Source organism: Pseudomonas moraviensis (assembly GCF_900105805.1).
In the GTDB taxonomy this organism is placed as follows: domain Bacteria; phylum Pseudomonadota; class Gammaproteobacteria; order Pseudomonadales; family Pseudomonadaceae; genus Aquipseudomonas; species Aquipseudomonas moraviensis_A.
Genome location: NZ_LT629788.1, coordinates 2,629,819 through 2,652,081 on the forward strand (window position 1 = coordinate 2,629,819; position 22,263 = coordinate 2,652,081).

Sequence of the window (22,263 nt, forward strand, 5' to 3'; positions counted from 1 at the left end):
GCATTTTTGCATCACTCTGCCGCTTAATCGCTGCGTATACGCAGCAACGATAGCCGATAAGCTGAGCGCCATACACCTCTGATGAGATCGCTATCATGCGTACTGCAAACTCTTCCGGCATCTGGCTGCCGATCTTCGCCGGACTTTGCGCCAGTCTGGTCAGCATTGGCCTGGCGCGTTTCGCTTACACGCCACTGATCCCTTCGCTGATTCAGGCGCAGTGGTTTTCGGCCAACGATGTCGTCTACCTCGGCGCGGCCAATCTGGTCGGCTACTTGATCGGCGCCCTGCTCGGGCGGCCCATGGCTCATCGTTTGGGTAATCGCAATGCCTTGCGCTTGATGATGCTGGCGGTCACGGGAGCATTTTTTGCCTGTGCTTATCCGCTGTCGGTGAGCTGGTTCTTCGGCTGGCGTTTGCTGTCCGGCATTGCCGGTGGCGCGATCATGGTGCTGGTGGCGGCAACCGTGCTGCCCCACGTTCCGGCGGCGCGCAGAGGTTTGGCCAGTGGCGCGATCTTCCTTGGCATCGGCCTCGGGATTGCCGGCTCGGGAACCCTCGTGCCGCCGCTGCTGAGCCTCGGCTTGCAGGCCACCTGGCTGGGACTGGGCGCGCTGGCGCTGTTGCTGACCGCGTTGAGCTGGTTCGGCTGGCCTGCGGATACCGCGCATCCTGTGGCTGCGCACGCAACGTCGGCTGATGAGCCGACACCGCCGGGCGTGTACCTGTTGTTCGCTCAATACGCGTTCATGGCGGCCGGCCTCGTGCCCGCCATGGTGTTTCTGGTGGATTATGTGGCTCGCGGACTGGGCGCGGGGGCACATACCGGCGCAATGGTCTGGGTCATGTATGGGCTGGGGGCGATTGTCGGGCCAGTGACTTACGGTTTTCTGGCCGACCAGCTTGGCGCACGCACTGGCATTCGCGTGGTGCTGGTAGTGCAAGCCATTGCCCTCGGTTTGCTGGCCGTCTTTCATTCGTTTCTGGCACTGGCTTTACTGGCGGTGATTCTCGGCTCGTTCCCGCCGGGCATTGTGCCGCTGGCCTTGGCCCGGGTGCATGAACTGGTGCCATCCCATCACCGCCAGCAGATTGCCTGGAGCCGCGCCACCGTGTCGTTCGCCACCTTTCAGGCGCTGGCCGGGTTTGCCTACTCCGCACTGTTCAACGCTTCGGGTGGGCAGCACACGCTGCTGTTTGTGATCGCAGCAGGCGCAATAGCAGTGGCTCTGCTGCTGGAGCAAGCCATGCGCTGGCTGCCCGCTGCGACTGAAACCCGTTGCGCGGCGAACTGAAGGGAATCATTGCCCACTGCCGGCGCTCCCATCTACACGACCTTTTTCACAGGAATCGACATGTCACTGCCCAATGAAATGACCCGTATCGAAATCACTGAACCAGGCGGCCCTGACGTATTGCAAGCCAGGCGCGTGCCTCTGCCAACCGTTGCCGAAGGCCAAGTGCTGATCCGCGTTCACGCCGCCGGTATCAATCGCCCGGACGCCCTGCAGCGTGCCGGCAAGTATCCGATGAAACCCGGCATGGACCCGATTCCCGGCCTGGAAGTGGCTGGCGAAGTGGTTGCACTGGGGGCCGGAGTAACGCGGTTCGCAGTCGGCGATCGCGTCTGCGCGCTGACCAATGGCGGCGGCTACGCCGAATATTGCGCGGTTCCAGCCGGGCAAACGCTTCCCGTGCCGGACGGAATCGATTGGGTCCAGGCCGCCGCGATTCCGGAAACCTTTTTCACCGTATGGGCCAACCTGTTCGGCCTCGGCGGTGCCAAGGCCGGCCAGCGCGTGCTGATTCACGGCGGAACCAGCGGCATCGGCACCACCGCGCTGATGCTCTGTCGTGAATTCGGCATTGAGGCGTTCGCTACCGCTGGCAGCGCTGAAAAATGCGCGGCAATCAGTCAGCTGGGCGGACAACCGATCAACTATCGGGAAGAAGATTTCGCCAAGGTCATTGCCGAGAAGACGGCAGATCAGGGCGTGAACGTGATTCTCGACATCATGGGTGGCTCCTATCTGAACGGCAACATCAGCGCACTGGCCATGGACGGGCGTCTGGTAATGCTCGGCTTCCTCGGCGGCGCCCGCGCCAATGACGTTGATTTGTTGGCGATCCTCGGCAAACGCGCGGTGGTCACCGGATCGCTGCTGCGCGCGCGTACCGCTGCGGAGAAAGCCGCAATCGCCGATCAATTGCGCGACCAGGTGTGGCCTGCCCTCGCCGCCGGGCGCTGCCTGCCGATCATCGACAAGGTTTACCCGCTCGCTGAAGCGGCCAAGGCCCATGCCCGCATGGAGGGCGGCGACCATATCGGCAAGATCGTGCTGCAGGTGGCGTGAGCGATTGCAGCATCTTGTAATCGTTGCGCATGCACGGTGGTCGAAAAACAGTCACGCGCAGACCGAGGCATCTGGTAAAAAGCGTTCTTTGTCTGCGCCGTGGTGAAACGATTAATGTCCCTGTCCTTCCTGACTCGTCTGCGACGCCGCCGTCTGGTGTTTGCCTTGATGGCTGCGCTGATCGTTGGCGTGCCGACGAGTTGTGCCGTGCTGGAACACACTGAGCGCAAACTGCTGTTCCGCATCGAACCCGGCACCGCGGGCTGGTATCGCGGTCTGCCCGGCAGCGTTCAGGAACTCGATCTGCAACCGAAAAGCTTCAAGGCCGGGCAGAACATCCATGCCTGGTGGTGGCCGGCGGAACGTGCCAATGCCCCGGCAATCCTTTATTTGCATGGCGTGCGCTGGAACCTGACCGGGCAATTGTTCCGCATCGAACAGCTGCGCGCGGCGGGTTATTCGGTGTTGGCTATCGACTATCGCGGGTTCGGCCAGAGCAAGGGCGATTTACCATCCGAAAGCAGTGTTTATGAAGATGCCCGCGTAGCTTGGGAGCGCTTCCAGCTGCTGCAACCCGATCCGAACAAGCGCCTGATCTACGGCCATTCCCTCGGTGGCGCAGTGGCGATCGATCTGGCCGCTGAGCTTGGGAAGAATGCCGCGCGCAACCACACGCCTCTGCCGGTGCGCGGGCTGGTCATTGAATCGACCTTCACCTCGCTGGCCGATGTGGCCGCCGCCGTGGCGAAGACCTCGCTACCGGTGCGCTGGTTGCTGTCGCAGAAATTCGACTCCATCGACAAGATTGCCGATATTCACATGCCGCTGCTGGTGGTGCATGGCATGGCTGATGCCTTTGTGCCGCCGCGCTTCAGCGAACAATTGTTCAATGCCGCTGAGCAGCCCAAACGCCTGCTCCTGGTGCCCGGGGCGACGCACAACAACAGCATGGCCCTGGGTGGCCAGGGTTATCGCAAGGCTCTGGATGCGTTGATGCAGACCAAACCGTTGCCGCGGATTGCGGGGCCGGCGCTGGGCAAGGGTTCTCGCGACTCCTGAATCATGTAAACAGCTTCGGTGAAAAAGCATCAGCGCCGGGCCAATTCGTGGCGCACGCATTGTTCATAATAGGTCTGCTTGACCGCTGCCGGTTTGAGCTTCGAACTGCTGTTATAGGTCTGCTCGGTAATCCCCATTGCCGTCATGCGCATCCAGGGCTGCTGAAATCGGCGAACCTGCAATTGCTTGCGAGCGCCGTACAGCGAAACGCCGGACAGCTTGGATTGCTGCGCACCGGCAGCAATGTCCGAGCCCCAGGTGCAGGCAAAGCGATGGCCCTTGCTCAACTCTCTCGCCTGCACTCCCGAAGCGATCAAAGCCAGGGAAAGCGTCGCAACGGTGATGACAATCGTCCGCATATAGCCAACCTAACCTTTTGAAAAAAGGCGATTTTGCCGGGGCGAATTACCTCTGGGGGCCAGCAATTTGCCTGCTGTCGAGAGATTTTTTATCAGGGAGAGCACAAAACAGGCATCGCCGCTCGTCCACTACCGCGCACCTTTGGCAGGCGGGCCTATCCAAAGCAGTACATCCCCGAGTAGAAGGCCCACGAGATGAACAAGAAAATTCTCGCCCTGTCGTTCTTCAGCCTGTGCTTGATCGGTCCGCTCCATGGCTGGGCAGCCGAAACGACAGCGGGCGCCGCCACCCCTGCCACCGCCCTGCCCGGCGTCAATCACGCAGAAAGCTCTCGCGATCATGATGAGAAGGCAAACAAGAAAGGCGAAGAGTCGTCAGGCGCCAACGCGGGCTCAGAGCCGCATGAGACGGAAAAGGATGCGGCGACGTCGAGCGACTCCGAAGATCTAGAGAAAAAACCCGCTCAGTAGAGTTTCGATAAACGAAAAGGCCAATGTCATCGACACTGGCCTTTTTTTTTCAGTTCTGAGAGAACTGCTTCGTCATTGCTTGGTGCATTGAGCACCCAACCCCATGCCCATGGAGCCCAGAGCAACCATCGGGCCGCTTGGCAGCTCGCACGTGTATTCACCACCTTCGGTTTGAGCGGTGTAGAAGGTCGTATTGAAGTCGCTGCGAATGTTGGAAACCTTGATAACGGGTTTGCCGATGGTGGTCTGTGCTCGATTCTTGAGATCGCTCTCTCCCGGCTTGACGGTCTGGCATCCAGTGACCGCGAGCGCCAATGTTGCGAATAAAGCGAGAACCGGGATAGTCCTTGATGAGTTCATTGCAGATCGACCTTTTTGATTTTCATACCGGAGAAATTCTGGCAATAAGCTGCCAAGCGAAACGACTTTAAAGTCGAGCCGGAACTGGGGCAATTAGGTCGGATGTGCTAATGGCTGAAGGCTAGCGGCGCTCTCGGTCAACGTTTGCAAATGCCTTCAGGATTGCTGGGCGCTGCTAAGCGGTTGGTAAAATCTCCAGGCGCAAGCGATCACTGCCCTCCTCCTGGCAATCGATACGCACCGGCAAAAACAGCTGGATGACTTCAATGTTGCTGCGCAGATGATCCGTCATACGCGGCGTGGTGAACGATCCGCCTCCGGCCAGCGCCATTGGCAACAACAACTGATCGGCGAGATGTTCAGCGACCGCGGCATCACTGCGCAACCAATCGGCTGCCTGATTGATCGCGGCATCGGCTACCTTCTCGGCACGCAACGACACCCGGCCAAACGCGCTGAACACTTCAGTCACGTGCTCAAAAGCATATTCCAACAACAACACATTTCCCGGACCGCGTGCCGGATCAATTGTCACGTGTTGCAGCGCATCCGATGGCCAGTTCAAACGCTTGGCCACATGACTGAGTTCGCGCTGAGCAACGGTAGGCGCAAGTCCGGCAGTCAGCGCCAAAGCCTGTCGTGAAATCGCCTCGCCGCGCTCACACAGATCCAGTCGCATCAGGCTCGAAGGCTGCACTCGAACTGCAATCTCACCACCGCCGGCCGGGACAAATCCATGACGCAGCAAGTCCAGCTCGACATCGCCGCCCATGCGCCGCAGCAGCGGTAGCCAACTGCGCGAGAGGAAATCAGTCGGGGGCGCCAGCGGATTGTGCGTACCACCGGAGATCGTCACTCGACTGGCCTGCGGTGCCCGCATCAGGGCTGGCAGCAACGTCTGCAGAACCAGCGTGCAACTGCCCGCCGTGCCGATGGCGAACTTGGAATCGCCTGCGCGGATTACGCCCGGTTCGAAGCTCAAGGCCTGCGAATCCAAATGCGCCCCGCAGATCCGTGCACCACAAACCTCCGCCGCCGCCATTACGGCTGTCAGATGCTGCCGCAACAGTCCCGGACGGCTGCGTCTGGCGCGTATCTGTCCAATGCGAAACGCCCGGCCTGTCACCATCGACAGGCTCAGCGCACTGCGCAACACTTGGCCGCCGCCGATCGCGCCGTCCAGTTCAATTACATCCTGTGTCATTGCACTTCCTTACGCGTACAGCACGACAGTGTCCCTGAGGTACCGATCCAGCCGCCGCGAGTCTTCCTGAGTTCTGAGTAATGTTGGTACTTCGCGGCTCGGTTGACCCGCGATAAACCAGTGCAGTGCCGCACGATGCCATCGGTAAGCGCTCTCACCAGCACTGCAGTCCCTTATCCTTTGACGCACACCACTTGACGCAAGGTGTGCAGCACTTCCACCAGCTCGCGCTGGGCGTGCATGACTTTGTCGATGTCCTTGTAGGCCATCGGAATCTCGTCGATGACCGCTTCGTCCTTGCGGCACTCCACGTGGGCGGTGGCACGAATCTGATCGGCGACAGTGAATGTGCTCTTGGCCTTGGTGCGACTCATGGTGCGTCCGGCGCCGTGGCTGCAGGAACTGAACGATTCTTGATTGCCGAGACCGCGCACAATGAAGCTCTTCGCGCCCATCGAGCCCGGAATAATCCCCAGTTCACCTTTCTTCGCCGACACCGCGCCCTTGCGCGTGATCAGTACGTCATGACCAAAATGCCGCTCCTTCTGCACGTAGTTGTGATGACAGTTGACCGCCTCCAGCGCGACTTCAAACGGCTTGCGGATAATCTGCCGCGTGGCCTGGATCACCGCGCACATCATCAGTTCGCGGTTCTGTCTGGCGAAATCCTGCGCCCAGCCCACCGCCTCCACATAGTCATCAAAATGTCGGCTGCCTTCTTCGAAATAGGCCAGGTCACGGTCCGGCAGGTTGGCGATGTGCTGACGCATATCTGCTTGGGCCATCTGGATGAACAGGTTGCCGATGGCGTTGCCGACACCACGCGAACCACTGTGCAACATGAACCACACCCGGTTGGCTTCATCCAGGCACACTTCGATGAAGTGGTTGCCGCTGCCGAGAGTTCCCAAGTGCCCACGGTTGTTGGTGTGGGCCAGTTTCGGATACTTGTCGGTGATCAATTTGAAGCGCGGCTGCAAGCCCGCCCAAGCCTGATCGGCTTGCTGCGGAATCTCGTCCCAAGCGCCTTTGTCTCGCCGCGAACGACTCAAACTGCGGCCATGGGGAACCGCCTGTTCAATGGCACTGCGCAACCCGTGCAGGTTGTCAGGCAAATCGGCTGCGGTCAGCGACGTGCGCGCAGCGATCATGCCGCAACCAATGTCGACGCCCACGGCAGCCGGAATGATCGCGCCAACCGTTGGAATTACGCTGCCGATGGTTGATCCCTTGCCCAGGTGCACATCGGGCATCACCGCCAGATGCTTGAAGATGAATGGCATTTTCGCCGTGTTCATCAACTGTGCGCGGGCTTCGTTTTCAACCGGGACGCCTTCGGTCCACAGTTTGATTGGTTTGCCGTTGGCGACTTCTAGAAGCTGGTAGCTCTGATCTTTCATGTTTTGTTGTCCTGTTCGTTTCCATCAGCATTGCAGCCGCTGTGCCAGCTCATGACTTTCTCTCTACATATTTTCTAACTCTATGTTTTTGAACGGTTTATCTGAATTGTAACTGGCGACTTGAAACCCATCAGAGACAAACACGCCTTGGAAAATTATCATTGAATATCGTCATTTATCTTATGAGATAAGCATGTCCAGCAAACGCACGGTCGCCATCGGATTTATCGGAGCCACCCTCGATCGCGTCAACAAAGCTGGCAACCGCTGGCGTCACTGGCGCCCCACAGTAGGCCTGTGCCAGCAAACAGATCTGCCGATTCATCGACTTGAACTGATCCACGGCCTCGATGCCCGCGACGTGAGCCTCGCGGAGCGCATTACTGTTGATATTCAGCAGACATCTCCAGGCACCGAAGTGCGCCTGCATCCAATGTCGCTGCGCGATCCCTGGGATTTCGAGGAGGTCTACGGCGCCCTGCACGATTTCACCACTGCTTACAGCTTCGACACTGAGACCGAGGATTACCTTGTACACATCACCACCGGCACCCACGTCGCGCAGATCTGCTGGTTCCTGCTCACCGAAGCGCGCTATCTGCCGGCCAGACTGATCCAGACCTCCCCCGCCAAGCGCAACAGCGATAACGAGCCCGCCTGCGGCACCCATGCGCTGATCGATCTCGACCTGTCGCGCTATGATCGCATCGCCTCACGCTTCGCCAGCAAGCGCCTCGAAGGCCTGGAGTTTTTAAAGTCCGGTATCGCCACGCGCAACGCTGCATTTAACCGCTCCATTGAGCAGATCGAGCGCGTAGCGGTGCGCTCCAGAGCACCGATGTTGCTGATTGGCCCGACCGGCGCCGGCAAATCCTTCCTGGCCCGACGCATCTACGAACTCAAACGCAATCGCCATCAGATGCAAGGACGCTTTGTCGAAGTCAATTGCGCCACCCTGCGGGGCGACGGCGCAATGTCTGCCTTGTTTGGTCACGTCAAAGGTGCCTTCACCGGGGCACAGAACGCTCGCGAAGGCCTGCTGCGCGCTGCCAATGGTGGAATGTTGTTTCTCGACGAGATCGGCGAGCTTGGCGCAGACGAACAAGCAATGCTGTTGAAGGCCATCGAAGAGAAACGCTTCTTCCCGCTGGGTTCGGACAAGGAAGTGGAGAGTGATTTCCTGATCATCGCCGGCACCCATCGCGACTTGCGCAGCCGAGTCGCCGAGGGAATGTTTCGCGAAGACCTGTACGCTCGGATCAACCTGTGGACGTTCGACCTGCCCGGCCTCGCCGGCCGCCGCGAAGATATCGAGCCGAACATCGACTTCGAACTGGAACGCCACGCTCGCGAACATGGACAACGGGTGCGTTTCAATCTCGAAGCGCGCCGACGCTACCTGGACTTCGCCAGCTCACGCGAAGCAGCCTGGCTGGGCAACTTTCGCGAACTGTCCGCATCGATCACGCGGATGGCGACTTTGGCCGACAGCGGGCGCATCGATGAAGAGCAGGTAGACGATGAGATTGATCGATTACGGTATGCGTGGGGCCTGGCGCAACCCACTGCGGTGTCAGACGAGTTGCCGGGAGATGGCGAGAAGATGGACTTGTTCGACCGTTTGCAACTGAAGGCAGTTCTTGAGGTGTGCCGACAGGCAAATAGTCTGTCGGATGCCGGTCGACAGCTGTTCGGTGTTTCCCGGCAGGCCAAGGCTCAGCCCAATGATGCTGATCGGCTGAGGAAGTATTTGGGGCGCTTCGGGCTTGAGTGGGCTGAGATCGCAGGCACGAAGTGAAGTGCAGCACCCCTGATCACACACGCTCAATGATCTCCGTAGAAAAAATGAATTAGCCGGCTGATCTCTCGGTCAAGAATTATGAACGTAGTAAATCTGACGAGGTGACAGCAATGACTATCCAGGCAGAGACACTCGTGCAACTGACCGAAGCGCTTCAAGAGCGCGGCATGAAGATGGTCTCAGACGTCCATTTCACCCGCGCACCTTACCGATACAACCACCGCTGGATTTGCATCGTAGAGTGAACATGCTTGTTGCCGGCGCCTGGATCGAAGCATCCAGCCGCCGGCGCCGCTCGCATTCGCCCCTGACGCCTAGATGACCTTCTCCCTATCCATCCCGGCTACGTTGGTAGCATGTTCGATGGCAATAAAAACCCGGCGCGATGGCCGGGTCGATATCGATCGATGGCGGCTATTTCGCGCCGCCGTTATTTCGGCCTGTCTGGGCATCTTGATCAGAGCCAGGATTTCCGGGTGGCGGATTCCAGTCCTCTGGTCGTTCGTCGGTACCCTGCTTTGGCTCAGAGTCAGCTTGCTCCAGACCGGAGTCATGACCCTCGCCAGAGTCAGGTGTTTGCTCGCCTGGTCCCGGATATGGCGCTTCCGGACCGTTGTTGTCATCGATCATCATTCTCTCCCGTCAGTGGCGCAGGGGCTGCGCTTATTGTTGAGAGAAGACGCGTGGATTCGGAGTGCAATCTGCTCGACGAGCGGACATGAAAAGCCCCGTGCAACGACGAGGCCGACTGCCCGATAAATCATTTATTCCGTTGCAGCCAACCTATCAACATGAAAGCCACGCCAGGTATCAATAGCCCCGGCGCGACGTACGCAAAGGTTCCGCTGACGAGAAGACCATTAAGGCCGAAAACAAAGCCGCAAATTGCAAGTGGCAGCCCAACAACAAACATTGGCTGTTTGAACGCCTTATTCATGACTCGACTCCATTCGCAATCCCACGCACATGAAAAAGGCCAATGCTTTGAACATTGGCCTAAGTCATTGAAAAATATGGTCGGGACGGAGTGATTCGAACACTCGACCCCTAGCACCCCATGCTAGTGCGCTACCGGACTGCGCTACGCCCCGACTGATGTTGCATTTCGTTCTTCATCTCGAAGAACGCTCAAGAATATATCGCAAGCTTTTGAAAACTGGAAGTATTCAAACGCAGCTTTTTATTTCTTGAGCACCACAAGCACATCTTCCAGTTCGGCAATCATCTGCCGAATCATCTGTTTGTACTGGGTGGTGTCGTCTTTGGCTTCGTCGCCGGAGAGGCGCAGACGCGCGCCGCCGATGGTGAAACCCTGATCGTAAAGGAGCGCGCGGATCTGCCGGATCATCAGCACGTCCTGGCGCTGATAATACCGGCGGTTTCCGCGGCGTTTGACGGGGTTGAGCTGAGGAAACTCCTGCTCCCAATAGCGCAGCACGTGTGGCTTTACGGCACACAGCTCGCTGACTTCACCGATGGTGAAGTAGCGTTTGCCCGGGATGACGGGTAGTTCGTCGTTATGACTTGGTTCCAGCATAAGCCTCAACTCGGGCCTTCAACTTCTGCCCTGGACGAAAGGTGACCACACGGCGAGCCGTGATCGGGATTTCTTCCCCCGTTTTCGGGTTGCGGCCAGGCCGCTGGCGCTTGTCCCGAAGGTCGAAATTGCCGAAACCGGACAATTTGACCTGCTCGTTGTCTTCAAGAGCGTGCCTGATTTCCTCGAAAAACAGTTCAACCAATTCCTTGGCTTCCCGCTTGTTCAGGCCCAGCTCTTCATACAGACGTTCCGCCATCTCAGCTTTCGTCAAAGCCCCCATACGTCACTTCCTTAACGTGGCGTTCAACCTTTGTTCGAGCGAGGTGAGGATATTTTGCGTCGTCGAATTCACCTCATCGTCATTAAGAGTGCGCGATGGATGCTGCCAGGTCAAGCCGACTGCAAGGCTTTTTCTATCAGGATCAATACCTTTACCCTGATACACGTCAAACAGCCTGAGCTCTGTGAGCCATTCGCCTGCATTTTCACGGATTACGTCCAGCACAGCCGAGGCCGCGACGTCTTTGTGCGCGATCAGTGCAAGGTCACGACGCACTTCAGGAAAGCGCGACAACTCATGGAATTTCGGCATTTTACCGAGCGCCACTTCCGCCAGAACCAGCTCGAAGACAAATACCGGACGATCCAGACCCAGTGTTTTCGACAGCTCAGGGTGAATAGCACCGATAAAGCCTACTTCACGACCGTCACGCTCGATGCGCGCAGTCTGACCCGGATGCAGCGCCGGGTGTTTGCCCGGTGCGAAGGTGAACGAGTCCAGAGCACCGGCGAAACCCAGTACCGCTTCAACATCGGCCTTCACATCGAAGAAGTCGACGGTGTCGCGACCCTGCGCCCAGCCTTCCGGCAAGCGGCTACCGCAGACAACCCCGGATAGCATCGGCTCCTGCTTCAAGCCTTCAAGCTGACCGACGAAGCGCAGGCCGCTCTCGAACAGACGCACACGGTCCTGCTGGCGGTTGAGGTTGTGCTGCAGAGCCTTGACCAGACCTGGCCACAGCGACGAACGCATGGCAGCCATGTCGTTGGAGATCGGATTGGCCAGCAAAAGCGGCTCGACGCCTGGATTGAACAGCTCGAACTGCTTCGGATCGATGAAGCTGTAGGTGATCGCTTCCTGATAACCACGGGCGACCAGCAACCGGCGCAGCTCAGGCAGATCGCTACGCGCTTCGGCCTTGGCTTGTGGCGCAAGACGCGCTTGCGGGTAGCGAACCGGCAGACGATTGTAGCCGTACAGACGAGCCAGCTCTTCGATCAGGTCGACTTCGAGACTGATATCGAAGCGATGGCTTGGCACTTCGACGCGCCACTGCCCTTCTCCGTCAGCGGTAATGTTCAGGCCCAGGGCGCTGAGCAGACGCTCGACCTGTGCCGAATCCATTTCCATGCCGAGCATCTGAGTGATGCGCTGGGCACGCAGAGTAATCGGCGCGATCGACGGCAGATGTTGCTCGCTGACGGCCTCGATGATTGGGCCAGCTTCGCCGCCGGTGATCTCCAGCAGCAGGCCAGTGGCGCGCTCCATGGCCTCACGGGCCAGCTGCCAGTCAACCCCGCGCTCGTAACGATGCGACGCGTCGGTGTGCAGGCCGTAGGAACGTGCCTTGCCAGCCACTGCAATCTGATCGAAGAACGCAGATTCGAGGAACACATCACGCGTGGTTGCGGAAACGCCGCTGTGCTCGCCACCCATGACACCAGCGATCGCCAGTGCACGAGTGTGGTCGGCGATCACCAGCGTATCGCTACGCAGGCTGACTTCCTGACCGTCGAGCAGCACCAGCCTCTCGCCCTCTTCCGCCATGCGCACACGAATGCCGCCATTGATTTCGGCGAGATCGAAGGCGTGTAGCGGCTGACCCAGTTCGAGCATCACGTAGTTGGTGATGTCGACCGCAGCGTCGATGCTGCGTACGTCAGCGCGACGCAGACGCTCAACCATCCACAGCGGGGTTGGCTTCGACAGATCGACGTTGCGGATGACCCGCCCCAAGTAACGTGGACAGGCGGCTGGCGCCAGCACCTCAACCGAACGCACTTCGTCGTGCACCGCTGCAACCGCAGCCACCGCAGGGCGGCTTACCGGCACGGCGTACAGCGCGCCGACTTCACGGGCCAGACCGGCCAGGGACAGGCAATCGCCGCGGTTCGGGGTCAGGTCGACCTCGATGCTGGCGTCTTCCAGATCCAGGTACACACGGAAGTCTTCGCCTACTGGCGCGTCGGCCGGCAGCTCCATCAGACCGTCGTTGCCTTCACCGACCTGCAACTCGGCTTGCGAGCACAGCATGCCGTTGGACTCGACGCCGCGCAGCTTGGCTTTCTTGATCTTGAAGTCGCCCGGCAGTTCTGCGCCGATCATGGCGAACGGAATCTTCAGGCCCGGGCGCACATTTGGCGCTCCGCACACGACCTGAAAGGTTTCCGCGCCATTGCTGACCTGGCACACACGCAACTTGTCGGCGTCCGGGTGCTGCTCAGTGCTCAGCACCTCGCCCACCACGACACCACTGAATACACCGGCGGCCGGAGTAACACTATCGACCTCAAGACCGGCCATCGACAGACGGGCAACCAGCTCGTCGCGATCTACCTGCGGGCTAACCCAGCCACGCAGCCATTGTTCACTGAATTTCATCCTGCTCTCCTAAGAATTCGTTACGACTAGCGAAATTGCGCGAGGAACCGCAAGTCGTTGTCGAAGAACAGACGCAAGTCGTTCACGCCGTAACGGAGCATGGCCAGACGCTCGACGCCCATGCCGAAGGCAAAGCCGGAGAATTCTTCCGGGTCGATGCCGGACATGCGCAGCACGTTCGGGTGAACCATGCCGCAGCCCATCACTTCCAGCCAGCCGGTCTGCTTGCAGACGCGGCAGCCTTTACCGCTGCACATCACGCATTCCATATCGACTTCGGCGGATGGCTCGGTGAACGGGAAGTACGAAGGACGGAAACGTACGGCCAGTTCTTTCTCGAAGAACACCCGCAGGAATTCTTCGATGGTGCCTTTGAGATCGGCAAAATTGATATCGCGATCAACCAGCAGGCCTTCGACCTGGTGGAACATCGGCGAATGGGTGATATCGGAGTCGCTGCGATATACGCGGCCAGGGCAGACGATGCGGATCGGCGGCTGCTTCGATTCCATGGTGCGGACCTGTACCGGCGAGGTATGGGTGCGCAGCAACATGTTGGCATTGAAATAGAAGGTGTCATGCATCGACCGGGCCGGGTGATGGCCTGGGATGTTGAGCGCTTCGAAGTTGTGATAGTCGTCTTCAACCTCTGGGCCTTCGGCGATGCCGTAGCCGATGCGGGTGAAGAACTGCTCGACACGCTCCAGAGTCCGGGTGACCGGATGCAGACCACCAGAGGTCTGGCCACGGCCCGGCAATGTCACGTCGATGGATTCGGCGGACAGTTTGGCAGCCAGTTCGGCTTCTTCAAACAGGGCCATGCGCGCATTGAGAACGCCTGTAACACGTTCCTTGGCAACGTTGATCAGCGCACCGACTTGCGGACGCTCTTCGGCCGGCAGATTCCCCAGGGTCTTCATCACCTGAGTCAATTCGCCCTTCTTGCCAAGGTATTGAACCCGGATTTGCTCCAGGGCATTGATATCTTCAGCGCTTTGCACAGCCTCTAGTGCTTGAGAGACCAGCGCATCCAGGTTTTCCATGTACAGACTCCAGATACAAAATAGGGGAAGAGCTTGTAGGCTCTTCCCCTATTTATGACGTTTAACACCTGGCCCCACAGAGGTGAGGCCGGGTGACTGTCGGGGGTACTTAAGCCAAGGTGGCTTTAGCTTTCTCGACAATCGCAGCAAACGCCGCTTTTTCGTTCACTGCCAGATCAGCCAGAACCTTGCGGTCGATCTCGATGGACGCTTTTTTCAGGCCAGCGATGAAACGGCTGTAGGACAGACCGTTAACACGAGCACCAGCGTTGATACGAGCGATCCACAGAGCGCGGAACTGACGTTTTTTCTGACGACGGTCACGGTAGGCGTATTGGCCTGCCTTGATTACCGCTTGCTTGGCAACACGGAATACGCGGGAGCGTGCGCCGTAGTAGCCTTTAGCAAGTTTCAGAATTTTTTTGTGACGCTTACGGGCAATGACGCCACGCTTTACACGAGCCATGAGTTACTTCCTCTATTCTTGACTAAATTAACGAAGGCGCAGCATGCGCTCGACTTTTGCCACGTCAGACGGATGCAGCAAGCTGCTACCGCGCAGTTGACGCTTACGCTTGGTCGACATTTTAGTCAGGATGTGGCTCTTGAAAGCGTGCTTGTGCTTGATGCCGTTAGCAGTTTTCAGAAACCGCTTGGCAGCACCACTTTTGGTTTTCATTTTTGGCATGTTCGGATACTCCGCATTCAGTTGATAAACATAATCAGAAGGCCTGCCGTGCCCTGTTGATTACTTCTTCTTTTTCGGGGCGATGACCATGATCAGCTGGCGTCCTTCCATCTTAGGATGCTGTTCGACCGAACCGTACTCGAGCAGGTCTTGTTCAACCCGCTTGAGGAGTTCCATCCCCAGCTCCTGGTGGGCCATCTCACGGCCGCGGAATCGCAAGGATACCTTGGCCCTGTCCCCGTCACTCAGGAAACGTACCAGGTTGCGCAGTTTTACCTGGTAATCCCCTTCCTCCGTCCCTGGACGAAACTTGATTTCTTTAACCTGAATCTGCTTCTGGTTTTTCTTCGCCGCGGCAATCTGCTTCTTCTTCTCGAAGATCGACTTGCCGTAGTCCATCACCCGGCAAACAGGCGGGACTGCGTCTGCGGAAATTTCCACCAGATCAAGCTTTGCTTCTTCAGCGATACGAAGCGCTTCATCAATCGAGACGATGCCAATCTGCTCGCCATCAGCGCCAATTAACCGAACCTCGCGTGCCGAGATATTCTCGTTGATCGGGGCTTTCGGTGCAGCTCGTTTATCTTGTCTCATTTCACGCTTAATAATAATTACTCCGAATCTGGGCGACCACGCCGGGAAACCGCTTGCGCGAGAAACTCAGCGAACCGGGCGACGGGCATCGAGCCCAGGTCAGCACCTTCACGAGTACGCACAGCGACAGTCTGCATCTCGACTTCCTTATCTCCGATAACCAAAAGATAGGGAACCTTGAGCAAAGTATGCTCGCGGATTTTAAAGCCGATCTTTTCATTTCTCAAGTCGGACTTGGCACGAAATCCGCTTTCGTTGAGAGTTTTTTCAACCTCTGCAACAAAATCTGCCTGTTTATCAGTGATATTCATGATCACCGCCTGGGTTGGCGCGAGCCACGCAGGGAAAGCACCTTCGTAGTGCTCGATCAGAATCCCGACGAAACGCTCGAACGAGCCGAGGATCGCCCGGTGCAGCATCACAGGGTGTTTGCGGCTGTTGTCTTCGGAGACGTATTCAGCGCCCAAACGGACAGGCAGGTTAAAATCGAGCTGCAAGGTACCACACTGCCACACGCGACCGAGACAATCTTTCAGCGAAAATTCGATCTTCGGACCGTAGAAAGCACCCTCGCCCGGCTGCAGATCGTACGGCAAGCCAGCGGAATCAAGGGCTGCAGCCAATGCGGCCTCAGCGCGATCCCACAGTTCGTCGGAACCAACGCGTTTTTCCGGACGAGTGGACAGTTTCATCTCGACTTCGGTAAAGCCGAAATCGCGATAGACGTCCATGGTCAGCTTGATGAACGCAGCGGACTCGGCCTGCATCTGCTCTTCGGTGCAGAAGATGTGCGCATCGTCCTGAGTGAACGCTCGCACGCGCATGATGCCGTGCAACGCACCCGACGGCTCGTTACGGTGGCAGGCACCGAACTCGGCCAGGCGCATCGGCAACTCGCGGTAGCTCTTCAGGCCCTGATTGAACACCTGCACGTGGCACGGGCAGTTCATCGGCTTGATCGCGTAGTCGCGGTTTTCCGACTGAGTGGTGAACATGTTGTCGGCGTAGTTGGCCCAGTGCCCGGATTTCTCCCACAGGCTGCGGTCAACGACTTGAGGGGTCTTGATCTCAAGGTAGCCGTTGTCACGCTGGATCTTGCGCATGTACTGCTCGAGCACTTGGTACAAAGTCCAGCCGTTCGGGTGCCAGAACACCATGCCCGGGGATTCTTCCTGGGTGTGGAACAGGCCCAGGCGCTTGCCGATCTTGCGGTGATCGCGCTTCTCGGCTTCTTCGATGCGCTGGATGTAAGCTGCCAGCTGCTTCTTGTCAGCCCAGGCGGTGCCGTAAACGCGCTGCAATTGCTCGTTCTTGGCGTCGCCGCGCCAGTAGGCACCCGACAGCTTGGTCAGCTTGAAGGATTTCAGGAAGCGCGTGTTCGGCACGTGCGGACCGCGGCACATGTCGACGTATTCTTCGTGATAGTACAGACCCATGGTCTGTTCGTTCGGCATGTCTTCGACCAGGCGCAGCTTGTAGTCTTCGCCGCGAGCCTTGAACACTTCGATCACTTCGGCGCGCGGAGTGACTTTCTTGATGACGTCGTAATCCTTCTCGATCAGCTGCTGCATGCGCTGTTCGATGGCCGCCATGTCTTCCGGCGTGAAAGGACGCTCGTAGGCGATGTCGTAATAGAAGCCTTCGTCGATGACCGGGCCGATGACCATTTTCGCGGTCGGGTACAGCTGCTTGACCGCGTGGCCGACCAGGTGCGCGCAAGAGTGGCGAATGATCTCCAGCCCCTCTTCATCCTTTGGCGTAATGATTTGCAGGGTCGCGTCGCTGCTGATGATGTCGCTGGCGTCGACCAGTTGGCCATTGACCTTGCCGGCGAGCGTGGCTTTGGCCAGGCCTGCACCAATGGATGCGGCGACCTCGGCTACGGAAACCGGGTGATCGAATGAACGTTGACTGCCGTCGGGAAGAGTAATAGTTGGCATGGCGCCTCCTCTCCTAGTGGTGACCCCTACCAAAGGTCACGTGGGTTGGGATGAGCCAGTACAAGATCCGATCCAGGCCATTCAATGACGAACGCCTGCCTTACAGCGGCAGGAGCCTTGCGGCCAACCGGAAAACCGAACCAGAGTGACTGGGATTCAAATCGGAAAAATTCGCACGCCGACCGCTTCGGGACTGAAGGTCATCCGAAGCCTGAGAACGCTTGAGCCCGGCATGCTAGCACAGATGAGCGGTCGCTCACGCCCTGATTTGGCAGAAGGCCAAATGTCCGTTTTTATGCCAGAGTGCTGAACTTGATCGGCCTTTGCGCCCTCAGATAACAAGACATTGACCCACAAGGAGCATCCTCGATGCGTCTGAAAAGCTTATTCGCCGCCGTCGCCCCCGTCGTTCTGCTGCTGCCACTGAGCGCCCATGCCGACTGGCCGAAGGGCGAGCGCGAGAAGTACATGGCCCAGTGCACCCAGGCTGCCACCCCACAAATCGGTGCTGCTGCAGCGAAATCGCACTGCGCTTGCGGTGCTGACGCCATCAAGTCCTATCCGGCCAGCGATATTCAGGCATTGATGGACAACAAGGCGGCTCCGGAACTGCAGCAGAAAGCCCTTGGTCAGATCGCCAAATGCAAGGCAAATACCCCGGCGAAAAAATAACAAAACCGAGCATCCTGATCGCTTGAAAGGCCGAAAAAAGTGTTGGAAATGAGCCTTTTTGAACGATTTATGCAGGTTTTACAGGTTTTTTTATCGTCTTTACGTTTCGCTGCAAGCCTTTCAAACCGGGGCTTTCAGCAGAAACAGGCGGTAAAGAAAACACGACTGATTGGCAAACAGCACGTCCGGGGGGCTACCAAAGCGAACATTTCGACTATGATACCCGGGTGTGCCCAGTTGGCCTGAGCAGCACAGTACTACTGAAAATATATGTTTCTTGGAGATACACCATGTCTAATCGCCAAACCGGCACCGTTAAATGGTTCAACGATGAAAAAGGCTTCGGCTTCATCACTCCTCAAGGTGGCGGTGACGACCTGTTCGTACACTTCAAAGCTATCGAATCCGACGGTTTCAAAAGCCTGAAAGAAGGCCAGACCGTCTCTTTCGTGGCTGAGAAAGGCCAAAAGGGTATGCAAGCTGCACAGGTTCGCCCAGAGTAATTTCTCGGCGCACTAAAAAAACCCCGTCCAGGTGACGGGGTTTTTTATGCCTGACACAAAAGCGCTCAGCCGCAGTTGACGCGGGTAACCACCAGGCTGTTGTCAGTGTTCAGGTTCAGGCGGTCGGAGCGATATTCCAGCGTGATCATGTCGTTCGGCTTGAGGAAACGCGCATTTTGCGCTCCAGCCTTGGCACGCGCCTGATCCAGCAGCTCAGGGGATGCTTTCTTGCCAACGGCAAATTGTGCTGCCGATGCTTCGCAGCGGCTATTTCCGGATTCAGCCGCCACGGGCTCCTTTGCCGACTCGCTGGAGGTTGTGCTGCAACCGGCCAATAGAGCAGCGGCCATAAGTGCACCCAGTGTCGCGAACTTCAAAGGCATGAAGCCTCCTTGTTTTCAAATGTTTAAGCAGAGATCGTGCGACCGCCATCTCGGCGTTTGGTTTCACGGCCAGAGCCATGCCCTGCCCCACGAGCGGAAAAATGCCGAGTGTGCCTGAGCTGCCCTGCCCGGCTCATCAAACAATCGTGACTGAATATTAACGACGCTTAATAAACGTCGATGTAGTCAAAGGGCGGATTCGGCCAGTTGTCCCTGAGCGCGTTGAAAATCTGCATGACCCAGACTTCATCGCTGGCCGCGACCTTGCCGACATAGCCCGAGCCTTTCGCCCAGGTTTCAAGACGAAACAGCAGACCGTCAATGTCCTGCCCGCCAGTCACGCTGGACAAATAGGCGATGCCGCCCTTGGTCACGCGCAATTGAGTATGTTCGTCGTCGCTGCCCGCGGCGAGCAATTGGCGCACAGCGTCGAGCGTGAGGCCGTCAGGGGTATTCAGATCGATCTGCACAACAGGGTCCTTGGTAGGCCGTAAAAGACCAAGTGTCGCATAGCACTCCGCTCATGCCTAAGTCGCAGTGCCAAACGCCGCGCAAAATGGTTAACTCGAAAAACAGACACCCTGACCTTCGAGCCTTCTCATGACCAGCCTCAGCATCGACGCCGACATCAAAGCCAAATGGGCAGACGGACACAGCTCTTACAGTCCTGGTACGACGGAAGAGCTGGCGCTGATCGGCATCGACCTGTTGGTCAAGGAGCTGGGAATCGAGGCGGCGCAGCAATTCATCAATCAGGTATTCGAACGATACCCGACCGTATCGGCCGAACACGCCCAGTGAAACCCGCAGGCAGGGGCCTGCGGGTCAGCGGACTTATTTGAGGCGCTTCAGGCGCTCGGTCAGCAGATCAAAGAATCCCTGGGCATCGCCATTTTCGACCCAGAACGCATTCTTCGGTGCTTTCAGACCGTCGTACCAGTCGACAATGGTCTGGCCGAATGTCGGACCTTCCCGACTATCCACCACGACATTGACCGCCCGACCGGTAAACAGCTCAGGCTTGAGCAGGTACGCCACAACAGTCGCGTCATGCACCGGCCCGCCGGGAATGCCGTAGTGCTCCATATCGCCCTTGATGTATTCGTTGAGAATGTCGCCAACGATCTTGCTCGCATTGTTGTTCAGCGCGGCAATCTGCTTCAGGCGTGCATCACTGGTGAGGATCTTGTGCGTCACGTCCAGCGGCAGATACGTCAGCTTCACCCCGCTCTTGAGCACCACCTCGGCAGCCTGTGGATCAGCGAACAGGTTGAATTCTGCGACGGGGGTGATGTTGCCACCGTTGAAATGCGCCCCGCCCATGATCACCACTTCCTTGATGCCCTGAACGATCTCGGGCTCCTGGATCAGCGCCAGCGCCAGATTGGTCTGCGGACCGAGCATGGCGATGGTGATGCTGTGTGGCTTGGCCGATTTAAGGGTGTCGATCAGATAATTGACCGCATTGCCTTTCGCCAGGCCTTTTTTCGGTTCGTGAACCGTAACGCCCGACAAGCCTTCCTTGCCATGAATGTTCTCGGCGTAGATCGGCGTGCGCATCAGCGGTTTCGGCGCGCCGGCGTAAACCGGTACGTCTTCGCGCCCTGCCCATTCGCGAGCCAATCGCGCGTTACGCGAAGTCTTGTCCAGGCGCACATTCCCGGCCACCGTCGTCAGCGCGCGAATATTCAGTTCATCCGGCGACGCCAGAGCGAACAGCAAGGCGACCACGTCGTCAGCGCCAGGATCGGTGTCGATGATCAGGTCGATTTTTTCCGCCGCCTGAGCGCCGGTCGCAGTTAGCACGGACACAAGCAGCAGGCTCCGGATCAGTTGGTGAAGTTTTTCAGCATAGCGTTGCATGGCGCATTCCTTGTGCAGGTGAATCGGAAATCAGAATGTAACCCCGGCGACCAGAACGATGTTGCAGTACGGCTGACATTCTCCTGTACGAATGATCGCCCTGGCCTGTCGGCTCAGCACCTTGAACTGTTCGTGGGTGAGCAGATCCCTACGGCCCAGCGCACCCTCTTCGTTCAAGGCGTCCAGATCCGCCAGTGCCGTCGGTTGCTTGTCGAAGATCTCCTTGGCCAGCACATGGCTTTCCACCTGCATTTCGCTGAGCACGACTTTCAGTGTGCTGACGAAATCAGGGATGCCATGGGTCAGCGCCAGATCGATCAATTCGACACCCGGCGGCACCGGCAAACCGGCGTCGCCAATCACGACCATGTCACCGTGGCCAAGAGATGCGATCAGTCGCGACAGCGCGACGTTGAGCAAAGGAGTCTTTTTCATGCGGGTCTGAACGCCTGTACTTCGGACATGGTTGGAATGGAGGGTTGCGCACCGGCACGGGTGACCGACAGTGCAGCAGCAATCTGGCCATAGCGAATCGCCTCCGCCTCAGACTTGCCATTGGCCAGCGCTGCAGCGAAACCACCGACAAAGGTGTCGCCCGCCGCCGTGGTGTCCACCGCCTTCACGGTCGGTGCGGGAAAATGTTCGAAGCCTTTGCCATCGGCGAACAACGAACCCTGCGCGCCTAACGTGACGATGACTTTGCCCGCGCCCATGGCAATCAATTGAGTGGCGGCCGTTTCTGCCGACTGCAGCGAGTCGACAGAGAGACCGCTCAATGCGGCTGCTTCGCTCTCATTGGGAATCAGATAGTCGATGGCGGCGAACCAGTCTGCCGGCAACGGGCGACTGGCCGGCGCCGGGTTGAGGATTACGGTTTTGCCCAGTTCACGCGCACGCTTGAGCGCATGTCCGACCGTCGCATCGGGAATCTCGAGCTGGCAGATCACCACATCGGCGGCCTGCAACACCGCATCAAAACGGTCGATCACTGCCGGGGTCATCGCGCCGTTGGCACCGGCGACAATCACGATGGCGTTCTGGCTGTTGTCATCGACCACAATCAGCGCTACGCCACTGGAATCCTCCACGACGCTGACAGCCTGGCAATCGATGTGCTCGGCCAGCAACGCATCGCGCAACCGCACACCATAGTCGTCATTTCCGACGCAACCGATCATCGCCACCTGCGCGCCCAGGCGCGCTGCGGCAACTGCCTGATTGGCGCCCTTGCCGCCGGAAACCGTGGCGAAGGTATGACCGATCAGCGTTTCACCGCCGCGAGGCAGCCGTGGCGCCCGGGTCACCAGGTCCATGTTCAGACTGCCTATTACCACTACATTTGCTGGCATACATCACTACTCATCAAT

26 protein-coding genes and 1 tRNA gene are annotated in these 22,263 nt (G+C 58.2%); 8 read left to right on the forward strand and 19 right to left on the reverse strand.

Features of this window, described 5'->3' with window-relative positions:
* The first annotated feature begins 95 nt into the window (after positions 1 to 95).
* From BLU71_RS11705 to BLU71_RS11715, 3 genes are all read left to right on the forward strand, one after another.
* On the forward strand, positions 96 to 1,295 hold the full coding sequence (locus BLU71_RS11705) for a YbfB/YjiJ family MFS transporter (protein ID WP_083353149.1): 1,200 nt from the start codon (positions 96 to 98) through the stop codon (positions 1,293 to 1,295).
* Between the two features lie 60 nt (positions 1,296 to 1,355).
* Positions 1,356 to 2,354 (forward strand): NAD(P)H-quinone oxidoreductase, encoded by a 999-nt coding sequence (locus BLU71_RS11710; protein WP_042609466.1) that lies wholly within the window; start codon positions 1,356 to 1,358, stop codon positions 2,352 to 2,354.
* Positions 2,355 to 2,468: 114 nt separating this feature from the next.
* The gene (locus BLU71_RS11715) at positions 2,469 to 3,413 is read left to right on the forward strand and encodes an alpha/beta hydrolase (protein ID WP_064363945.1); all 945 of its coding nucleotides are present in this window, start codon (positions 2,469 to 2,471) and stop codon (positions 3,411 to 3,413) included.
* Positions 3,414 to 3,442: 29 nt separating this feature from the next.
* Here the strand turns inward: BLU71_RS11715 and BLU71_RS11720 are convergent, their stop codons facing one another.
* Positions 3,443 to 3,772, reverse strand: coding sequence for a hypothetical protein (locus tag BLU71_RS11720; RefSeq protein ID WP_065615033.1), 330 nt, complete (start codon positions 3,770 to 3,772; stop codon positions 3,443 to 3,445).
* Between the two features lie 195 nt (positions 3,773 to 3,967).
* Here BLU71_RS11720 and BLU71_RS11725 point away from each other — a divergent pair, with 195 nt between their 5' ends.
* Complete coding sequence (locus BLU71_RS11725) at positions 3,968 to 4,243, forward strand: hypothetical protein (RefSeq protein WP_083353150.1); 276 nt, start codon at positions 3,968 to 3,970, stop codon at positions 4,241 to 4,243.
* Between the two features lie 72 nt (positions 4,244 to 4,315).
* On the opposite strand, the gene BLU71_RS11730 is transcribed toward BLU71_RS11725, so the two are convergent.
* From BLU71_RS11730 to BLU71_RS11745, 3 genes are all read right to left on the reverse strand, one after another.
* Positions 4,316 to 4,603: a hypothetical protein gene (locus BLU71_RS11730; protein ID WP_042609462.1), complete on the reverse strand. Its 288-nt coding sequence runs from the start codon at positions 4,601 to 4,603 to the stop codon at positions 4,316 to 4,318.
* A 175-nt stretch (positions 4,604 to 4,778) separates the two neighbouring features.
* Positions 4,779 to 5,807 carry an RNA 3'-terminal phosphate cyclase gene (gene rtcA / locus BLU71_RS11735; protein WP_083353151.1) on the reverse strand — a complete coding sequence of 343 codons (1,029 nt, stop codon included), beginning with the start codon at positions 5,805 to 5,807 and terminating at the stop codon, positions 4,779 to 4,781.
* A gap of 173 nt (positions 5,808 to 5,980) precedes the next feature.
* Positions 5,981 to 7,207: an RtcB family protein gene (locus BLU71_RS11745; RefSeq protein WP_065615030.1), complete on the reverse strand. Its 1,227-nt coding sequence runs from the start codon at positions 7,205 to 7,207 to the stop codon at positions 5,981 to 5,983.
* Positions 7,208 to 7,400: 193 nt separating this feature from the next.
* Here BLU71_RS11745 and rtcR point away from each other — a divergent pair, with 193 nt between their 5' ends.
* Positions 7,401 to 9,005 carry an RNA repair transcriptional activator RtcR gene (rtcR, locus tag BLU71_RS11750; RefSeq protein ID WP_083353152.1) on the forward strand — a complete coding sequence of 535 codons (1,605 nt, stop codon included), beginning with the start codon at positions 7,401 to 7,403 and terminating at the stop codon, positions 9,003 to 9,005.
* Positions 9,006 to 9,768: 763 nt separating this feature from the next.
* Here rtcR and BLU71_RS27490 read toward each other — a convergent pair.
* From BLU71_RS27490 to thrS, 10 genes are all read right to left on the reverse strand, one after another.
* A complete protein-coding gene (locus BLU71_RS27490; RefSeq protein WP_173867337.1) occupies positions 9,769 to 9,945 on the reverse strand; it encodes a hypothetical protein in 177 nt (58 codons plus the stop codon).
* Positions 9,946 to 10,022: 77 nt separating this feature from the next.
* Positions 10,023 to 10,099, reverse strand: a tRNA-Pro gene (locus BLU71_RS11760).
* Positions 10,100 to 10,188: 89 nt separating this feature from the next.
* Complete coding sequence (locus BLU71_RS11765) at positions 10,189 to 10,545, reverse strand: MerR family transcriptional regulator (RefSeq protein ID WP_003179985.1); 357 nt, start codon at positions 10,543 to 10,545, stop codon at positions 10,189 to 10,191.
* A complete protein-coding gene (gene ihfA, locus BLU71_RS11770) occupies positions 10,526 to 10,828 on the reverse strand; it encodes an integration host factor subunit alpha (RefSeq protein ID WP_002553164.1) in 303 nt (100 codons plus the stop codon). Before ihfA ends, BLU71_RS11765 begins: the two co-directional genes overlap by 20 nt.
* Positions 10,829 to 10,831: 3 nt before the next feature.
* Positions 10,832 to 13,210, reverse strand: coding sequence for a phenylalanine--tRNA ligase subunit beta (gene pheT / locus BLU71_RS11775; protein WP_083353153.1), 2,379 nt, complete (start codon positions 13,208 to 13,210; stop codon positions 10,832 to 10,834).
* 26 nt (positions 13,211 to 13,236) lie between these two features.
* On the reverse strand, positions 13,237 to 14,253 hold the full coding sequence (gene pheS / locus BLU71_RS11780) for a phenylalanine--tRNA ligase subunit alpha (RefSeq protein ID WP_003226365.1): 1,017 nt from the start codon (positions 14,251 to 14,253) through the stop codon (positions 13,237 to 13,239).
* Positions 14,254 to 14,362: 109 nt separating this feature from the next.
* A complete protein-coding gene (rplT, locus tag BLU71_RS11785) occupies positions 14,363 to 14,719 on the reverse strand; it encodes a 50S ribosomal protein L20 (protein ID WP_002553161.1) in 357 nt (118 codons plus the stop codon).
* Between the two features lie 27 nt (positions 14,720 to 14,746).
* Entirely contained in the window at positions 14,747 to 14,941 is a 195-nt protein-coding gene (gene rpmI, locus BLU71_RS11790) for a 50S ribosomal protein L35 (protein ID WP_002553160.1), read from the reverse strand.
* A 60-nt stretch (positions 14,942 to 15,001) separates the two neighbouring features.
* Complete coding sequence (infC, locus tag BLU71_RS11795; protein ID WP_169432615.1) at positions 15,002 to 15,553, reverse strand: translation initiation factor IF-3; 552 nt, start codon at positions 15,551 to 15,553, stop codon at positions 15,002 to 15,004.
* The gene (thrS, locus tag BLU71_RS11800; protein ID WP_042609455.1) at positions 15,553 to 17,475 is read right to left on the reverse strand and encodes a threonine--tRNA ligase; all 1,923 of its coding nucleotides are present in this window, start codon (positions 17,473 to 17,475) and stop codon (positions 15,553 to 15,555) included. Before thrS ends, infC begins: the two co-directional genes overlap by 1 nt.
* 369 nt (positions 17,476 to 17,844) lie before the next feature.
* On the opposite strand from thrS, the gene BLU71_RS11805 reads away from it, so the two are divergent.
* Both BLU71_RS11805 and BLU71_RS11810 read left to right on the forward strand, forming a co-directional pair.
* Entirely contained in the window at positions 17,845 to 18,147 is a 303-nt protein-coding gene (locus BLU71_RS11805; protein WP_042609454.1) for a hypothetical protein, read from the forward strand.
* 290 nt (positions 18,148 to 18,437) lie between these two features.
* The gene (locus BLU71_RS11810; RefSeq protein WP_003179963.1) at positions 18,438 to 18,650 is read left to right on the forward strand and encodes a cold-shock protein; all 213 of its coding nucleotides are present in this window, start codon (positions 18,438 to 18,440) and stop codon (positions 18,648 to 18,650) included.
* A gap of 65 nt (positions 18,651 to 18,715) precedes the next feature.
* Here BLU71_RS11810 and BLU71_RS11815 read toward each other — a convergent pair whose 3' ends face one another.
* Complete coding sequence (locus BLU71_RS11815; protein WP_042609453.1) at positions 18,716 to 19,033, reverse strand: I78 family peptidase inhibitor; 318 nt, start codon at positions 19,031 to 19,033, stop codon at positions 18,716 to 18,718.
* A 167-nt stretch (positions 19,034 to 19,200) separates the two neighbouring features.
* Positions 19,201 to 19,503, reverse strand: a complete 303-nt coding sequence (locus BLU71_RS11820; RefSeq protein ID WP_042609452.1) for a hypothetical protein — start codon at positions 19,501 to 19,503, stop codon at positions 19,201 to 19,203.
* 130 nt (positions 19,504 to 19,633) lie between these two features.
* Here BLU71_RS11820 and BLU71_RS11825 point away from each other — a divergent pair, with 130 nt between their 5' ends.
* Positions 19,634 to 19,834 carry a hypothetical protein gene (locus BLU71_RS11825; protein ID WP_042609451.1) on the forward strand — a complete coding sequence of 67 codons (201 nt, stop codon included), beginning with the start codon at positions 19,634 to 19,636 and terminating at the stop codon, positions 19,832 to 19,834.
* 33 nt (positions 19,835 to 19,867) lie between these two features.
* Here the strand turns inward: BLU71_RS11825 and BLU71_RS11830 are convergent, their stop codons facing one another.
* The 3 genes from BLU71_RS11830 to rbsK are packed head-to-tail and all read right to left on the reverse strand — an operon-like array spanning position 19,868 to position 22,245.
* On the reverse strand, positions 19,868 to 20,896 hold the full coding sequence (locus tag BLU71_RS11830; protein WP_064363937.1) for a nucleoside hydrolase: 1,029 nt from the start codon (positions 20,894 to 20,896) through the stop codon (positions 19,868 to 19,870).
* Between the two features lie 30 nt (positions 20,897 to 20,926).
* Complete coding sequence (gene rbsD, locus BLU71_RS11835; RefSeq protein WP_041478553.1) at positions 20,927 to 21,331, reverse strand: D-ribose pyranase; 405 nt, start codon at positions 21,329 to 21,331, stop codon at positions 20,927 to 20,929.
* Positions 21,328 to 22,245 (reverse strand): ribokinase, encoded by a 918-nt coding sequence (gene rbsK / locus BLU71_RS11840; RefSeq protein ID WP_042609449.1) that lies wholly within the window; start codon positions 22,243 to 22,245, stop codon positions 21,328 to 21,330. The genes rbsD and rbsK overlap by 4 nt, the downstream gene beginning before the upstream one ends.
* Positions 22,246 to 22,263 lie beyond the last annotated feature (18 nt).

Bases quoted from the DNA above. Each gene is read 5' to 3' on its own strand.
- BLU71_RS11705 (WP_083353149.1), top strand. From the start codon at position 96: ATGCGTACTGCAAACTCTTCCGGCATCTGGCTGCCGATCTTCGCCGGA.
- BLU71_RS11710 (WP_042609466.1), top strand. From the start codon at position 1,356: ATGTCACTGCCCAATGAAATGACCCGTATCGAAATCACTGAACCAGGC.
- BLU71_RS11715 (WP_064363945.1), top strand. From the start codon at position 2,469: ATGTCCCTGTCCTTCCTGACTCGTCTGCGACGCCGCCGTCTGGTGTTT.
- BLU71_RS11720 (WP_065615033.1), bottom strand. From the start codon at position 3,772: ATGCGGACGATTGTCATCACCGTTGCGACGCTTTCCCTGGCTTTGATC.
- BLU71_RS11725 (WP_083353150.1), top strand. From the start codon at position 3,968: ATGAACAAGAAAATTCTCGCCCTGTCGTTCTTCAGCCTGTGCTTGATC.
- BLU71_RS11730 (WP_042609462.1), bottom strand. From the start codon at position 4,603: ATGAACTCATCAAGGACTATCCCGGTTCTCGCTTTATTCGCAACATTG.
- rtcA (WP_083353151.1), bottom strand. From the start codon at position 5,807: ATGACACAGGATGTAATTGAACTGGACGGCGCGATCGGCGGCGGCCAA.
- BLU71_RS11745 (WP_065615030.1), bottom strand. From the start codon at position 7,207: ATGAAAGATCAGAGCTACCAGCTTCTAGAAGTCGCCAACGGCAAACCA.
- rtcR (WP_083353152.1), top strand. From the start codon at position 7,401: ATGTCCAGCAAACGCACGGTCGCCATCGGATTTATCGGAGCCACCCTC.
- BLU71_RS27490 (WP_173867337.1), bottom strand. From the start codon at position 9,945: ATGAATAAGGCGTTCAAACAGCCAATGTTTGTTGTTGGGCTGCCACTT.
- BLU71_RS11765 (WP_003179985.1), bottom strand. From the start codon at position 10,545: ATGCTGGAACCAAGTCATAACGACGAACTACCCGTCATCCCGGGCAAA.
- ihfA (WP_002553164.1), bottom strand. From the start codon at position 10,828: ATGGGGGCTTTGACGAAAGCTGAGATGGCGGAACGTCTGTATGAAGAG.
- pheT (WP_083353153.1), bottom strand. From the start codon at position 13,210: ATGAAATTCAGTGAACAATGGCTGCGTGGCTGGGTTAGCCCGCAGGTA.
- pheS (WP_003226365.1), bottom strand. From the start codon at position 14,253: ATGGAAAACCTGGATGCGCTGGTCTCTCAAGCACTAGAGGCTGTGCAA.
- rplT (WP_002553161.1), bottom strand. From the start codon at position 14,719: ATGGCTCGTGTAAAGCGTGGCGTCATTGCCCGTAAGCGTCACAAAAAA.
- rpmI (WP_002553160.1), bottom strand. From the start codon at position 14,941: ATGCCAAAAATGAAAACCAAAAGTGGTGCTGCCAAGCGGTTTCTGAAA.
- thrS (WP_042609455.1), bottom strand. From the start codon at position 17,475: ATGCCAACTATTACTCTTCCCGACGGCAGTCAACGTTCATTCGATCAC.
- BLU71_RS11805 (WP_042609454.1), top strand. From the start codon at position 17,845: ATGCGTCTGAAAAGCTTATTCGCCGCCGTCGCCCCCGTCGTTCTGCTG.
- BLU71_RS11810 (WP_003179963.1), top strand. From the start codon at position 18,438: ATGTCTAATCGCCAAACCGGCACCGTTAAATGGTTCAACGATGAAAAA.
- BLU71_RS11815 (WP_042609453.1), bottom strand. From the start codon at position 19,033: ATGCCTTTGAAGTTCGCGACACTGGGTGCACTTATGGCCGCTGCTCTA.
- BLU71_RS11825 (WP_042609451.1), top strand. From the start codon at position 19,634: ATGACCAGCCTCAGCATCGACGCCGACATCAAAGCCAAATGGGCAGAC.
- BLU71_RS11830 (WP_064363937.1), bottom strand. From the start codon at position 20,896: ATGCAACGCTATGCTGAAAAACTTCACCAACTGATCCGGAGCCTGCTG.
- rbsD (WP_041478553.1), bottom strand. From the start codon at position 21,331: ATGAAAAAGACTCCTTTGCTCAACGTCGCGCTGTCGCGACTGATCGCA.
- rbsK (WP_042609449.1), bottom strand. From the start codon at position 22,245: ATGCCAGCAAATGTAGTGGTAATAGGCAGTCTGAACATGGACCTGGTG.